Consider the following 14,805-nt stretch of genomic DNA (forward strand, 5'->3'; position numbering starts at 1 on the left):
GAATGATGTATGTGACAAACTTCTGCCAGTTCATCTGCACCTAGCACCATTCATTATTAGGTTAATCGCACATGATAATAACGTATCCTCGTTCTCGACTTTTGTTTTCATTTTATATTCAGAAACTACATCCCCAAACGGCTTCTTTTCCCATTCAGGAAATGCACTTCCATCATCTGCTTTGAATCTTACTTCCCGACTAAACAGCTTCTGCATCACACCTTTTTTTCGTTCTTCCCATGCAGATACAGTTTCCTTTTGTTTCTCAATCACTGTATCAATCGTTGATAAGAAGTCTGCAATTTTCTGTTGTTCAGGGAATGATGGCATGTTTACTGTTATCTTTAACATTGAATCTTTCAATAATTTTTTTCTACTGGCTCCTGCTAACTGCGTCCATCTTCTTATGTCTTTATGTTCTAATGACGCAAATAAAAAATAAGAATTTCCATTAGCTCTTAATACATGTGCATGATTATTTACCCAACTTTTCCCGGTAACGTACTGAGCGATTGATTTTGTCTGAAAATCATCAAACGCATCCCCATCTTCAAGCAATAATACAAGTTCTTCATCAAATAAATAATCATCTATATACCCTTGAATACCACCAGCACCATAATAAGGAATTATGCCCACTCGCTTCTTACGTTCTTCAGAATTTACAGGAACACGCTTGTTATCCAAACATTCTGCTACTTCATCAATCGTTTTTTCTTCCCAATCTGGAAACTGACTTCCATCATCAGCTTTGAATCTCAATTTAGGTTCAATCATTATGATTCCACTTCCTTTCCAGTATCTTTCACATCAAGTTTGATTTGTCTACTGCCAGGAATCAATGCTTCTGTATAGGTAAATGACCGAATCTTATAGCTATACTTTCCACTGCCGGAATCATAAACAATTCTATATCTTCCTAAGCATCGAGAACAAACAATCACACGACTTATCTCTTTGTATTTATCAAAAATGTTAATCATATCACCAGTAATAGGCAATGCATTCATTTTTGTTTCTCCACCATTATCGAATTTAACCGTGAAATGGTTATTTTCAATGCCTATATCTATTAAAAACCAAACTTCATCACATTTCTTTTTGTATTCGGGTACCTTACTTGCATGATGTTGAAAAATCCCTTTTAGATTATTGATAAACGTCTTATAATCAAATTTTGATACAGCATTTAAACTTTGATTGATAGATATTTCAATATCTTTTGCGGATGCATCCGCATCAAATTCATCATTCAACAACTTTGCATGGTGCTTTTCGTACATCTTTTTTCGTTGTCCATCAAACTTCATGTTTTCAGAATCTGTATGTTCATTCAAGATGGTATCTGCCCGAAAATGTTCAACTCCAATCTTATGACCATTCTTTGTCAAAACAAAATCTGGTCGTTCTCCTTCATCAACCGCATATCCTTTCAGTTTACGATTGCTTTGGAGAAAGGCATCCAATGCATTTCTCTCTAATGATTTCTTTTCATCAGACACATTTATTCACCTGCCTTTACAGTCCAAGCTGTCTCATAAAACTTTCAGCCTTATCAATCGCAGCTTTTGTTTCAGAATCCAGTGTCTTAATCTGAGCTTTTACAGCATCCAAATCCACAGGTTCTTCTTCCTCGAATGTATCAACATATCTCGGAATGTTCAGATTGTAGCCGTTCTCGATAATCTCACTCATATCTGCTACATGAGCAAATTTATCTACGTCTACACGCCTTGCATACGCATCTACAATCTTATCAATATGCTCCTGTTCCAAGACATTCTGATTCTTTCCAGCCTTGAACTCTTTCGATGCATCAATGAACAGAATATTTCCTGAATTGCCGTTTCTCTTGCTTTTCAGCACCAGTACGCACACCGGGATTCCTGTTCCATGGAACAGATTTGCAGGCAATCCGATAACAGCATCCAGTCTATTCAAATCTTTGATGATATATTTTCTGATTGCTTCTTCTGCTCCACCACGGAACAATACACCGTGAGGTAACAGTACAGCTACACGACCATCTGAATCATCCATGTGATAAATCATATGGAGTCTAATTTCGAATGATCATACACTGTTCCAATCGCTGTATAAGTTTCCCCATTAATCATATATTCCTGACATGGAATTGCTACCAAATAACCGTCTTTTTTCACTTGTTCAAATTCCAAAGCGACCAATTTCCCAATATTAGATCCGTTTCTCAAATCCAGCAAAAGCTTACTAGGCATATCAACTTTCAGTTTTGTTCCATCTGAGGTTATAGCTTTTCCATTTTCCTGTAGAAATAAAAGTGTACTCTCAGATTCTTTTTCCCATGCATTAAAAAAGATTCGGTTATTTTCTGTTTCAAGGGATATTTTCTTCTCTTTACACAGATAGCCCTCAACAAAATGTAACTGTCTATAGTATCCACTCACTTGCATATCATAGGTCTGTTGAATCTGTTCGACAACAGCTTCCATACTGATTTCTCCATTTACCTCAATATATGTATTCATCCTATTCAACAGAAACTTTACAAAAACAAAACTTGAAAGAATGAAAATTATGACAAACAATGGCATTATTATTTTTTTTCTCTTAATTATCTCTTGTTCTATTTGCACTTTATTTTTCAACCTCTATATAGTCTTCTGGTGCTGACGGTTGCTGCCCATTTGACATGGCCGCAATCCATGCACTAGATAATGTTGTATCCCCTATTTGCCCAATAGCACATTTTGGATTAATTTTTTTCAAAATAGATTTTGTCGTATCCGTAAGAAGAATGGAATATTCTTTTTCTGTGTCTATTTTTTTATCATTTATTGTTATATCCTTTAATGAGAATCCGTTTTCTTCGTTTTTGACAATTATTTTCATACCAGATGCAATCGGCAACTCACCATGCTCTTTAAAATAGCTATATAAATCAGTGTCATTATTTCCAATAATAAATTCAATATCCTGATCTGGAAACTGCTCATGGATATAAGAAGCAATATTTTTCATTAAACGATTCTCCCACAGATACACGGTAAGGTGATCGTTTTTTTTAGATTGTCCATATCCAGCCAAAATACCAGTTACTAAAAGTACACCAGACACCAATGCGGCCAGATAACATTTTGTTTTTTGCATACGTCAAATTCCTTATTCTTTCGATTAAAACACATTTCAATATTTTCGTTTTACAAGCTCTTTAGCTTTGTGTCACAGATTTTCATCTGCTTTGTCTCAATTCTTTTTATTATAGCATTTTATTTTTTCACGTCCATATTTTTCACGTTAATGTAAAAAATGAAACACTTACATATATACAGAAACAAAGAAATTAATCAAGAAATATGGAACCCGAGATCCATTTGAGATCATGGATCAGATGAACATTATTGTCGGGGAAACTTCCAGATATAAGACACTGAAAGGATATTGTTTTATGAGCTGCAAGACGATACACTCTACAATATGACGGATAATACAGAATACCAGGCTTATCATATGCCGATGGAGATTCAGAGCAATTTCCTGGCGAAATAAAGTAAATAAAGATCCTGTTCTATATATCATAGTATGAACAGGATCTTTTTATAATGATTTATTTTCTATCTAAAATTTTATTAAACCGACTAAAGACTCCATAGTTTGTGTGTTTGACTTACTGTTTATATCTATCTTTTTTAGACATAAACCAATAAAATATAACACAAAATGCTAAAGCAAACACAACACCAAAAACATTTTGAATCACTCTAAGACTAACCGCTCCTTGTAGTCCATAAGTCTCTGCAGCAATGGCTAAAGCACCAAATGTGTTAAATACTGCCTGCCAGCCATATTGTGCTGAAAATCCTACACCGATTCCACCAAGAATTCCTATATATGCATAGATTGACGAAGGAAGCAGAAAATATAATACTGTAAAACATATAACACCTGCAATATTTCCGACAATCCTTTTACGGACTCTGTAGTGCATATCTTCCATAAACGGCAAAATCACGGACATGGCCGCAATACCAGCCCACATAGCACGTGGCATATTACAAAGTTCTGCAATGCAAAGGACAATCGGTACGCATAAAATCTGACATATCTGCCATTTTGTTCTGGAAGAAGTGATATCAAATTCTTGTATCAGATCTTTCAGATTTCTTTTATAAGTTCTGTTTTTATGATTTCGATAAAATACGAAGCAGGTAAGTGCTGCACCTAAAGCCATTCCGACTAATCGCATCTGATAGCTTTTTCCCGTAACATCATAACCATATAGCAGCAGATACCCAAGAACCAATGTAGATTGATTAAACATGAATGGATTATGGCATCCGAACAGAATCAACACAGCCAGTGCCGCAATATTTAACAGCATTCCCAATACCGGTGAAGACTGATTTGCTAAATGCGGACATACAGTCATAATTACAAAGAACAAAGCCAAAAGCATCGTAGATTGTCCGGTGCGGATCCCCAGATCCGCATTTCTAAACACCATGAGACATAATAAGACTACTACACCTACAATGCTGTTCTCATTTCCAAATAGGATGCTGAAAATACTAACAAAGAAAAAACAAAATGCCATTGTAACAGCTATCTTCACCAGATATACCCACATATGATATAACTTTTCTTTTAGTGTTTCACTCTTTTTCAACAGGTTTTTAGAACCTGCCTGATTTAACTGCAACTCCTGATAAAATGTCATATAAATTCTCCCATCTTCTAATTTATCTTAAAACTATATAATCTCATCTTTCTGCTTTGGCAGCTCTATAACAAATCTGCATCCACCATATTCACGGTTTTCTGCTTTGATTGTTCCTCCGGCACTATCTACAATCCGTTTTACAAGTGCAAGACCTAGGCCATTTCCTTCTGCTTTATGAGATCCATCTACCTGATAGAACTTGTCAAATATTCTGGATTTTACATCATCCTCTATTCCTGGTCCTTCATCTTCCAGAATGAACTTAACAGAATCCTGTTCTTGTTTCAGAAACATCATAATTGTCCCCTTTGAAGGGCTGAACTTAATCGCATTATCCAAAAGATTTATCCAGATGTGCATAAAAAGTTCTTCATTCCCAGTATATTTAACTTCCTCCAATTCTACCTGAAAACCAATTTCTTTTTCTGTCCATTTTGTTTCCAATGAAAGAAATGCCTGGCGAATCTGTTCATCCAGACGATATTCTGTTTTTTTCATTGGTATATTCTGATTCTCTAACTTGGATAACAGCAAAATATTACCAACCAATCCGGAAAGTCTTTGGGTGTTAAATAAGATTTTTTCTACATATTCCTCTTGATCCGGAGACAGTTCTTCTCCCTGAAGCAGCATTGTATATCCTTCAATGGCATTAATCGGGGTCTTAAACTCATGAGAAACATTAGATACAAAATCCATCTGCAGCACCTCTGTTGCACGAAGTTCTTTTGTCATAACGTTAAAACTTTGATAAGATTCTCCAACTTCTGCTATACGGCTGTTAGTTTCCAAATGCTGTTCAAAATCTCCCTGAGAAACTTCCTTCATTGCTTTACTAAGTCTGGTAATTGGTTCCAGCAACTTTGCATTAATAAAGGAAGTAATCAGCCCTGCAATCAATGTATTGAAAATCAAAAGCCAACCAAGCACAGGTATGCTGCCTGGCAGATTAAAAAAATGATTCAAAAAAGCAAATAATAATGCAGATATGACTGTTGAAAATACAAGTGCCAGCCAGATTGCACCAGTCAGACAGGATCGGATCCGCAATCCTTTTTCTTTCTTTTGTTCCATTATTTTTTCACCACCTTGTATCCAATTCCACGCATTGTTACGATTTCAAAATCAGGGTTATCTTTAAAACGCTCTCTGATTCTTCCTATATGTACCTCTATCGTATGTGGGTCTGCCTCCGTCTCGTATCCCCATACTTCATCCATCAACTGTTGTTTTGTAAATGTTCTGCCTGGCGAAGCTGCAAGCTTATATAAAAGCAGGAATTCTTTTTTAGGCAAAACAAGACTTTCCTTATCAGTTGTAACCGTCATTGCATCATAATCAAACTCTGTTGAACCGATCACAATTTTGTGTTCATTCAGTATCTGTGCACGGCGAAGCAGTGCTCCGACTCTTAAAACCATTTCATTCACATTTACCGGTTTTACCATATAATCGTCACTTCCCGAAAGAAATCCCTGGCGCATATCATCAAAGGAACCTTTCGCAGTGATCATAAGTACCGGTATCTGATATCCTGCTGAACGGAGTTCCGACACCAGTTCATAACCATCCATAACCGGCATCATAATATCGGAAATGATCAGATCAATATACTCTTTATCCAATACTTCTAATGCCTGTGCTCCATCCGATGCACTTTTGACCTGATATCCATTCTTCTCAAGCACTTTTTGGAATAGCTGGCTTAATTCTTTATCATCTTCTACAATTAATATTTGAAACACGATCTTCTTCCTCCTTTATCAGAACAGATATCTTGCCCATCCAAGCAGATGCTGTACCAAAAGTACGTTTCTCTGACGCTTCTTTGTCAATTCAATTGGCTCTACATGATACGGATCACGATAGGTTCCATCTTCCAATACCTGTCGGGACACTCTTTCATATTCCATCATGCCCTCTTCCAACTGTTTATTAATATCTTTACTGCGTATTACAAGCATCAGTTCCGTATCCAGATATGCACTTCTCATGTCCATATTAAAGGAACCGATTACAGACAGATCATCGTCAATCAGAATACTTTTTCCGTGGTATGAATAACCGCCTTCATATTCCCAGATATTAATTCCTGTACTTAAGATTCTATTTCTGTTTTTCGCATAATCGGCAGACCCAAATGGATTCCTATTATTCGCAACTGAATTTGTCATAATAGAAAAATCTGAAACGTTCTCTGCAATCTCCTCCAATGTATTATACATCATATCATTACAGATAATATATGGCGTGTGGATCTTCACACGATTTTTTGCATTTTTCATCAATTCTCCCAACTGATACCACACTACTGGTTCTTTGGAACCTGTGTGAATAGGATTTGACACTAATGTAATCTTTTCTGTCTCAAAAGTTTCGTCCGTATAATCGGTCTCGCAGATTCTTTCCTTATTCTCCTCAAAATATTTCTGATAGCTGTTCTGCAGCTCTAAAACTGCGTTCTTTACAGATTTTCTATTTGCCAGTTTTTTATTGTTATGAAAATAACCACTGTCTTCCTGATTCCATATGGTTTCAAAATACTCTGACAACTGGTTAACTGAATTTTCTTTCTCAGGTTCATCGCAAACCACTAACACGTCTCTGTCATAGTTCTTATGTCCCGGAAAATCACCCAGGAAATAATTGTGTGTATTTCTTCCCCCAAGAATATATCTCTTTCCATCTGCAATCAAATATTTATCATGCATTCTACCCATCATTTTCCACGGTTTCAATGGATTGGCCTTATTATACAGTTTAATTTCAACATTCTCATGGGAAGATAGTCCATAGAAATACGGATTTCCTTCCATATCAATCCAGCTCTCCATCCGGACCACGGTCATAATTAAACCTCACATCATAAAAAATGTGTTTCATATCGTTACTTAAAGCTTGTAACACTCGAAACCCTTTCATAGAAAACTTTCCTTCTTTTATACCATTCTCCACACAGGGCTGTCTCGCCCAATCCATCATAAACCAATTCTCCATCGGCATATTTACACCATATCCGGAATCTGACAAAAAGTCATTTATCTCATTCCAATTTATCTGTAACGGCAAATCGTTTTCTTTCGCAAATAAATAGTCATCACGCTGTAATTCCTGTTTTTTTCGCTTTCTTGTATTTCTTTCATAAACAATCCAGTATATTACCATTGCTGCTATAATACACACGCTAAATATCTTTGTAATCATGGTATTTCCTTTATAAATAATCAAGTATACTACGGTTACTACCGCAATACTTATGCTGAGTACCTTTATAATCAAACCATTCATTGTGTATCTCCCTATCACTAAAAATTGGAAATTAACAAGTCGACAAATTCAAATAAACGCGTGCTTTTATAGCTCGCCTCTCAAACGTGCTTCTATATCAGATGCCGTGTATAACACATCCGTTACAATTACCCTTTCGTCACGGATTATGTAAAACACTGAATAATTATCGACGAGCATTCTACGCAACTCCATTCTCTTTTCCGGCTCAGAATCCATAATCCTAAATCGTTCTGGGAAAGTGTCTAATGTAAGTATTTCATCAGCAATGAGATTATATTGCCCCATTGCATTATCCGGAGCAAGCAAATCTATAGCAATATAATTGTATATATCTTCCATATCCTGCAAAGCTTCTTTTGTAATCTCTACCTTATATTGCTTCATTAATGCCTCTCTCTAAATGCCACAAACGCACTAGCTGCATCCTCAACATTTCCTTTCTCTATATCGGCATATCCTTTTTCTAACTTTTGATGAATCTGTGTAACAGACATCATATCTGCATTCACTGAATTAGCTGCTTTTGGTAATACAATAGAAAAGGGAATTCCTCCTACTAATGATATTTGTTTTAAATACATATCTATAGCAGTAGCCATTGGTATCCCTAATTGTGCCAATACTCTTTCTGCATTTTCTTTTACATCTGGATTTACTCTTATATTTAATGTTGCTGTTTTTCCCATAGAATACACCTCCATCTTTCTTTTATTGTAACGTCTTTTGCGTTACAAGTCAATCTATGAAATATATTTTCGATGCGATAGCTTCACATTGTTTTGATTAACCATTGCATATCTGAACGTTGTATCTATTTGCTCATGTCCCAGAATTTTCTGTACCTGTTCAATCGGCATACCTTTCTCAATTGCTCTGGTGGCCATAGTCCTTGGGTGTACCTTTTCTACACCTAACTTCTTCCCCATTTCTCGTAATCGTAACTCCACACCGCTTTCAGTAAGTCTACTGTGTGGTTTATTTAACGACACAAATAACGCTATATTATTATCTGTCCTTGATTCAATATACTTCAACAAATGAATTTTGGTCTTTGATAACTATATTAGAACTGCCAGCAAGATAATAAACGCAACAGTCAGACATATTGGCAATCCCTATAGTTACCATCATTTGCTGTAGAAGTCGCATATCTCTGTCGTACTCCGCTTTTTGTCTGTTAGCGAGATACAACGTTCCAATTAGCAGTATACTAATAATATTTACATAGCTTAATTGCGGTCTATTTAGCTTGTTTCTTGACTACTCAGGAAAAATATTTCTACCCTCGCCCCACCTGTATTTTCAGAATTTGAAAGTTTAATACCTCCACCATATTTTTCAGCCACAGTTTTTGCAAAAAATAGTCCCATCCCATAATGGGCTTCGCCATTTCTACTTGTGTCATCCATAAAAAACTGCTCTGTGCCATGCAATAATGCTTCTTTTGTAAATCCTGATCCGCTATCCTCCACAATGAATGTCAGCCGGCCATCCTGCTCCTTTGCGTCAATATAAATGATTCCATTTTCTTTTGTATGCTCCACTGCATTCTGAATCATATTCATTACGGCCCGGAACATTGGATCATAAGCAATCGTTACCTTTTTATCACTTTGTCCCGCCTTCCAATCTATTTTCTGGTGATAGCTTTCTACCAGTCCGAGTGCCTGTTCCTTTATATCTGCGAAAAAATCTTCTAACCTCACCGTTGTATAGGTAACATCACTGCAATTCCATGATTTTGTGACATCTATCAACTGTTTTACATAACTTTGTATCTGTGTTGTGCCGTTCAAAACATAAGTGATATTATTCTTCTGTTCTGTGGTCAGTTCAGTCTCTGAAAGTAGTTCTGCATTTCCCCGTACAATCGTAAGAGGTGTTTTAATATCATGCGCCAAAGCAGACATCTGTTGTTTCTTTTCCTGCTCTGTTTTCCACTGCTTTTCTAAAGATTCTCGCAATGCATCTCGCATATCATCGATTGCCGATAAACAGTCATCAAACTCTTTGATACCGGAACAGGATGTCTCATATTCCAGATTTTGATCCTTTATTTGTCTGATTGCGTCTAATACAGGCTGCATCTGCTTTTTGATTCTTTTTCCAAAACGTATGGACGGAATGATGATAATCGCTACCGCTCCAATCACTGACATAATACTCATCACATTCTGTGGTCCTATAAAATGCTCCCTCAAAAAAGCTGAATGATATTGAGGTGTCAAGCGATATTGCAATACAACATATTCATTTTCCCTTACAATTACTTTATAAAAATATTTCCCGGATGCGTTTCCGTACTTTGCAACATTCCATGCTATCTGTTCGTATTGTTCTGACAGATCTCCACCTATTTTCTCTCCATTCTCTGAAAAGATTACATAATCACAAAGTGCAGGAATCATCTCAGCAGTTACTTTATCCGCACGTAAAATCGTATCATATGCTTCATTAATCTTTTGCTCTGCATAATTCGCCGGATAGATACAGCCCACACTAATCAAAAGGTACAGCAGCAGCCAAGCAACAATCACCAAACCTACTAATGATCCAAGCATGACCAGTACATATCTCATAAAAATCCAGCTGAGTGCATTGCTTCTCTTTACTCTTCCCATTTATATCCAATCCCCCAGACTGTTTTTATCGGTGTATAATCATAATCCGCAAATTTTGCTCTTATATTTTTGATATGCGTGATAACGGTACTGTCATTACTCTCACTGTCAAAACCAAAGACCTCTTCTAAAATCTGTTCTTTCGAGAAAACCTGTCCCCTGTTTTTAGCCAGGAATTCACAAATTTCGTACTCCGCTTTCGTAAGAGGAAGTTCCTTATCATCAACCAATAGTTTCTTTTGAGATATTTGAATACAGACCCTCCCAAAAACCATCCGGACAGAATGTTCCCTGTGCTCTCTTCTAAGATGTGCATGAATCCTTGCCCGAAGTTCCATCACTCCAAATGGCTTTGAAATATAATCATCTGCTCCCAACGAAAGTCCGTTCACCAGACTTTTTTCCTCCGTTTTTGCGGTAAGAAACAAAATCGGACAATCCACAAGTGCCCTGATTCTTTTGCATAATTCGAAGCCATCAATTCCAGGCATCATAATGTCCAGTAAAATCAGGTCATAACGATGTAATTCTTCCATATTAATTTTTAGTGGATTACTTACTTTGGTAACCAGATGTCCATCCTTATTCAAAATGCTTTCTATCATTTCCAAAATTGCCGGTTCATCATCAACTGCCAGTATTTTTGCCATAGTTTCCCTCGATTCTATTCCGATATTCTGTTTCCTTCCCAGTGGTTTACCCACCAAAAATAGTATACCATACTAATCCCTGTAAATATTAAGCAACCTGGTATGAATGACAACCATTCACCTACACTAGTTTCTCCCAATACAGATTGCAGATAAGTATATGGTGCTCTACCCGTCCAGCAGACAAATACATATTTCCACACATAATCTCCAAGTCCGGTAAGCATCAATGCACTAATTAGTCCTGATATAATCCCTGCTCCAATGGATACCCCTTTTCCAAACTGAAAAGCCAGAATCAGCTGCCACAGATAAAGTGGAACACTGCTTCCCCACAGCAGCAATGCTGCAAATATACATCCTTTCATGATTTCGATATCGCTTGATGCGATTCTTCCAAATCCAATTCCGAATATGATTGCTGTCAATAGGATAGAGCACAGACACAAAACCAGTAGCATCAACAGTTTCGATAAAAATGCTGCAGGTTTATCCGGTAAAGACAACAGATTTTGAAAATCACCTGCATTTTGTTCCTGTTCCATCACACTTGCTGTAAAAATTCCAATAAGTACCGGAAGTCCTGCTCCTATTGCCTGATAAAATGCAATCACTTTCATATTTTCATCCCATGGTGAAAAAAAGTAATATATTAAAAATATAACGCTGGTTATAATCGGAATCAGTAAGTGTGCCAGAATCACAGATGTTCCTTTCATCTTTCGCAAGTCTGCATTAAGAGATCTTCCAATCATCTTATTTCACCTCTCTTCTCTCAAACCATTTCAAAAACAGAACCGTTACAAAAACAAACCAGATGATTGAGAGACACATTCCCGGAACAATGACTCCCGTATCCAAAAGAGGATTCCCTGCTTCTGCGGCAAGTCCATTTGGTAAAACATGAAGCAACGGGCACATCATTCGCATAGGGATTGCAGAAACAAGTACATACCAGATTCTGGTTTGTGATATTACCACACCGCTGACGGTAATAAATAGGCAGACGAACAGGTTTACAATCATTCCAAATCGTTCACTTAAAAATAAAGCTACCGGAATCTCCCATAACTCAGAAACCGTCAGAAACAATACTGCAATCAACGCTCCTCCAACTGGAACATGTGTCGTTAGAAGAAAGCCTCCAAGCGTTGCTCCTGCAAACACAATCACATTAGAAAACAAAATCATGTACCCAATATAAATAATTTTCCCCAGCAACAATTTTCTTCTGTCTGTGGGAATAGTCATTAAATGATAGTATTTTATCTTTTTCTCCTGCGCCACAGAAAGATAACAAAATAGAGCAATCATCCCCGGCAGCAAAAGTGTATACCACCAGTTCCAAACACTTTCTGCATAAGCATTTGTCATCCCAAGAGTAAATATAAATGCCGTGACAAATGTAAGAAGAGGAAATCCCCAGATAAACTTTTTTCGCATGGTTCTTTTGGCTTTTTGATGTTCTGCTTTTATAATATTAACCATGGATTTCACCTGCTTTCTGGTTTTTTCTTACCACATTCATAAACAAATCTTCAAGATTATCTCCCTGCTTTAATGCTCCTTCGTATCCTAAGATTCCACCTGAAATAATCCCGACTTTATCTGCAAGTAACTGTACCTCTGAGAGAATATGACTGGAGAGAATTACAGTGATTCCCTGTTCCGGAAAAGACCGGATCAGCTCTCGTAATTCCTCGATGCCTATTGGATCTAATCCATTCGTAGGTTCATCCAATATCAAAAGTTCCGGTTCTCCAAGCAATGCCATTGCAATGCCTAGTCTTTGCTTCATCCCCAAAGAAAACTGTCCTGCTTTCTTCTTTCCGGTGTTTGTAAGCGATACAATCTGCAAGACCTCATCAATTCTGTTTTCATCTGTACTAAGCAATAATTGTCTTACCTTCAAATTCTCTCTGGCGGAAAGATTTTCATAAATAGGCGGATTCTCAATTAGCGCTCCTATTTTTGATAAATCTTTCCTATCCCAAAGTTTTCCATCAAAATAAATCTTTCCTGCAGTGGGTTTCATCATACCGGTCAGCATTTTCAATGTGGTAGATTTTCCCGCACCATTCGGTCCAAGCAGTCCATAAATCTGTCCCTTTTCGATATTAAGCGAAACATTATTTACCGCTTTCTGTTTTCTAAAATATTTACATAGATTTTGTGTCTGCAACATCATTTCCATCTTTACTATCCTTCCTTCTATATTTCATTTCTCACTGAAATATAATCTATCAGGGAAAAATAAAGATTTGATGAAGATTTATTCCCGTATGGAATAAACCAACAATTGAATATCATTATCAGAACTCGGCTTTCCACTAAAATCAGCAAAGCTGTTACAAATACAAAGTCCCAATTTACCGAATATCTCCGTGATTTCATCCAAACTATATAACCTTATAGGATTTCCTTCTTTCATTTCAGGCTTATAAAGTGCTTCTCCATACATATAGTCTACCTGCCCATATATCAGTGTTTTTCTATCCTTCTCCCATTCAAAAGCAGATAATGTAAGTCCCTTTTCTCCTGCATCCCATAACTTGCAACGGGTAGAAATAAGAGTGTTCCACTCTCTGCCACAATCCTTACACTTCCACCAAGCCTTACGATTGGCAAAGACCGTAACCTGAGTTGGAAGTAACGGATAATTTCTGTCGGACCACTCGGCTGCTATATCCGGCAGAAGTGTTGCAAGGTCATTAAATCCTCCCATCAAAATACTTTTCTGTCAGATAAGTTCCGCGTTTGAGACGCTCGTCATCCATAACCCAGCCTTTGATGGTATAGTCCTTTGCAATTTGATTGACCCATTTACGGAACTGCACCGCACGCTCAGAATTTACCTTAAATCCTACTGCAATGATCATCTCTAAGGAATAGTGATTTGTGCTGTAGCTTTTTCCGTCGGCGACAGTTATTCGAAATTTTCGAATAACTGAATCCTCTTGTAACTCACTGTCCTCAAAGATTTTCTTAATATGATAATTTATAGTGTTAGTGCCGACATCGTACAATGTTGCCATCATCTTCTGTGTCAGCCATATATTCTCATCCTCATAGCGCATGAGGATTATTCCAAGATTATTTATGACTTGAAAGACAGTTACAAAGAGCTTATCTATTATCTGTATATTCGAGATTACAGCACTCTTTATGTTGGAAATCTGTTGGGACAGACTGACCGTAATATCAGAGGTGTGAGAAATACCATCTTAGGTCAGATAACCAAAAAGGTAATTGCGGTGCTTTTAGAACGACAAGAATTTGATATCCCTCTATGGACAACAGAACAGGAATTTATGGAAAAGTACAAAGAGAAAATACCTGACATACAAAGAAAAGCTAAAAAAGAAAAGGAAAAGATTATCCGTGAAATCGGTGTGCTGGCAAGAAAGGTATTAAAGCAGTACCAGAAAAGCATAACAAATCAGACCAACTGCTAATCTATTATAAGAAAAGCCACAGAATAGAAATAAAGTAATTACATTTCCCTTTATCTGTGCTATGATAGTAATAGTTTTGAATTTTATTC

General features: G+C 36.9%; 18 protein-coding genes and 3 pseudogenes. 1 reads left to right on the plus strand and 20 read right to left on the minus strand.

What is annotated here, in order from left to right:
* Nucleotides 1-30: 30 nt before the first annotated feature.
* The 20 genes and pseudogenes from GT575_RS00950 to GT575_RS01050 all read right to left on the minus strand — a co-directional run.
* Nucleotides 31-777 (minus strand): restriction endonuclease subunit S, encoded by a 747-nt coding sequence (locus GT575_RS00950; protein ID WP_161171314.1) that lies wholly within the window; start codon nucleotides 775-777, stop codon nucleotides 31-33.
* Nucleotides 777-1,502, minus strand: coding sequence for a hypothetical protein (locus GT575_RS00955; RefSeq protein ID WP_161171315.1), 726 nt, complete (start codon nucleotides 1,500-1,502; stop codon nucleotides 777-779). The genes GT575_RS00950 and GT575_RS00955 overlap by 1 nt, the downstream gene beginning before the upstream one ends.
* Before the next feature lie 16 nt (nucleotides 1,503-1,518).
* On the minus strand, nucleotides 1,519-2,040 hold the full coding sequence (locus tag GT575_RS00960; protein ID WP_243147796.1) for an N-6 DNA methylase: 522 nt from the start codon (nucleotides 2,038-2,040) through the stop codon (nucleotides 1,519-1,521).
* Between the two features lie 8 nt (nucleotides 2,041-2,048).
* Complete coding sequence (locus GT575_RS00965; RefSeq protein WP_243147797.1) at nucleotides 2,049-2,471, minus strand: hypothetical protein; 423 nt, start codon at nucleotides 2,469-2,471, stop codon at nucleotides 2,049-2,051.
* A gap of 145 nt (nucleotides 2,472-2,616) precedes the next feature.
* Nucleotides 2,617-3,129: a hypothetical protein gene (locus tag GT575_RS15045; RefSeq protein ID WP_243147798.1), complete on the minus strand. Its 513-nt coding sequence runs from the start codon at nucleotides 3,127-3,129 to the stop codon at nucleotides 2,617-2,619.
* Between the two features lie 517 nt (nucleotides 3,130-3,646).
* Nucleotides 3,647-4,696: an FUSC family protein gene (locus tag GT575_RS00975; RefSeq protein ID WP_161171316.1), complete on the minus strand. Its 1,050-nt coding sequence runs from the start codon at nucleotides 4,694-4,696 to the stop codon at nucleotides 3,647-3,649.
* A gap of 33 nt (nucleotides 4,697-4,729) precedes the next feature.
* Nucleotides 4,730-5,773, minus strand: coding sequence for a HAMP domain-containing sensor histidine kinase (locus GT575_RS00980; protein WP_055272245.1), 1,044 nt, complete (start codon nucleotides 5,771-5,773; stop codon nucleotides 4,730-4,732).
* Nucleotides 5,773-6,444, minus strand: a complete 672-nt coding sequence (locus GT575_RS00985) for a response regulator transcription factor (protein WP_003698938.1) — start codon at nucleotides 6,442-6,444, stop codon at nucleotides 5,773-5,775. Before GT575_RS00985 ends, GT575_RS00980 begins: the two co-directional genes overlap by 1 nt.
* A gap of 18 nt (nucleotides 6,445-6,462) precedes the next feature.
* Nucleotides 6,463-7,533, minus strand: a pseudogene (locus GT575_RS00990) (phospholipase D-like domain-containing protein); the annotation flags it as partial.
* Entirely contained in the window at nucleotides 7,517-7,987 is a 471-nt protein-coding gene (locus GT575_RS00995) for a hypothetical protein (RefSeq protein WP_243147799.1), read from the minus strand. The gene GT575_RS00995 and the pseudogene GT575_RS00990, both read right to left, overlap by 17 nt.
* A 66-nt stretch (nucleotides 7,988-8,053) precedes the next feature.
* On the minus strand, nucleotides 8,054-8,374 hold the full coding sequence (locus GT575_RS01000) for a type II toxin-antitoxin system RelE/ParE family toxin (RefSeq protein WP_004851526.1): 321 nt from the start codon (nucleotides 8,372-8,374) through the stop codon (nucleotides 8,054-8,056).
* Complete coding sequence (locus tag GT575_RS01005; RefSeq protein WP_186814605.1) at nucleotides 8,374-8,676, minus strand: type II toxin-antitoxin system RelB/DinJ family antitoxin; 303 nt, start codon at nucleotides 8,674-8,676, stop codon at nucleotides 8,374-8,376. Before GT575_RS01005 ends, GT575_RS01000 begins: the two co-directional genes overlap by 1 nt.
* 54 nt (nucleotides 8,677-8,730) lie before the next feature.
* Nucleotides 8,731-9,045: pseudogene (locus GT575_RS01010) on the minus strand (tyrosine-type recombinase/integrase); the annotation flags it as partial.
* A 189-nt stretch (nucleotides 9,046-9,234) separates the two neighbouring features.
* A complete protein-coding gene (locus tag GT575_RS01015; protein WP_161171317.1) occupies nucleotides 9,235-10,611 on the minus strand; it encodes a sensor histidine kinase in 1,377 nt (458 codons plus the stop codon).
* The gene (locus tag GT575_RS01020; protein ID WP_161171318.1) at nucleotides 10,599-11,261 is read right to left on the minus strand and encodes a response regulator transcription factor; all 663 of its coding nucleotides are present in this window, start codon (nucleotides 11,259-11,261) and stop codon (nucleotides 10,599-10,601) included. The genes GT575_RS01015 and GT575_RS01020 overlap by 13 nt, the downstream gene beginning before the upstream one ends.
* A 14-nt stretch (nucleotides 11,262-11,275) precedes the next feature.
* Entirely contained in the window at nucleotides 11,276-12,016 is a 741-nt protein-coding gene (locus GT575_RS01025; protein ID WP_161171319.1) for a lantibiotic immunity ABC transporter MutG family permease subunit, read from the minus strand.
* A gap of 1 nt (nucleotide 12,017) precedes the next feature.
* Nucleotides 12,018-12,749, minus strand: a complete 732-nt coding sequence (locus tag GT575_RS01030) for a lantibiotic immunity ABC transporter MutE/EpiE family permease subunit (protein ID WP_161171320.1) — start codon at nucleotides 12,747-12,749, stop codon at nucleotides 12,018-12,020.
* Nucleotides 12,742-13,455 carry a lantibiotic protection ABC transporter ATP-binding protein gene (locus GT575_RS01035; protein ID WP_117550256.1) on the minus strand — a complete coding sequence of 238 codons (714 nt, stop codon included), beginning with the start codon at nucleotides 13,453-13,455 and terminating at the stop codon, nucleotides 12,742-12,744. The genes GT575_RS01030 and GT575_RS01035 overlap by 8 nt, the downstream gene beginning before the upstream one ends.
* 78 nt (nucleotides 13,456-13,533) lie before the next feature.
* Complete coding sequence (locus GT575_RS15050; RefSeq protein ID WP_243147800.1) at nucleotides 13,534-13,986, minus strand: zinc-ribbon domain-containing protein; 453 nt, start codon at nucleotides 13,984-13,986, stop codon at nucleotides 13,534-13,536.
* A pseudogene (locus GT575_RS01050) lies at nucleotides 13,976-14,344 on the minus strand (virulence RhuM family protein); the annotation flags it as partial. The gene GT575_RS15050 and the pseudogene GT575_RS01050, both read right to left, overlap by 11 nt.
* 96 nt (nucleotides 14,345-14,440) lie before the next feature.
* On the opposite strand from GT575_RS01050, the gene GT575_RS01055 reads away from it, so the two are divergent.
* Nucleotides 14,441-14,716, plus strand: coding sequence for a hypothetical protein (locus tag GT575_RS01055; RefSeq protein WP_161171321.1), 276 nt, complete (start codon nucleotides 14,441-14,443; stop codon nucleotides 14,714-14,716).
* Nucleotides 14,717-14,805: the final 89 nt, after the last annotated feature.

This window comes from Coprococcus sp. BIOML-A2, from assembly GCF_009875795.1.
Lineage (GTDB): Bacteria > Bacillota > Clostridia > Lachnospirales > Lachnospiraceae > Coprococcus > Coprococcus aceti.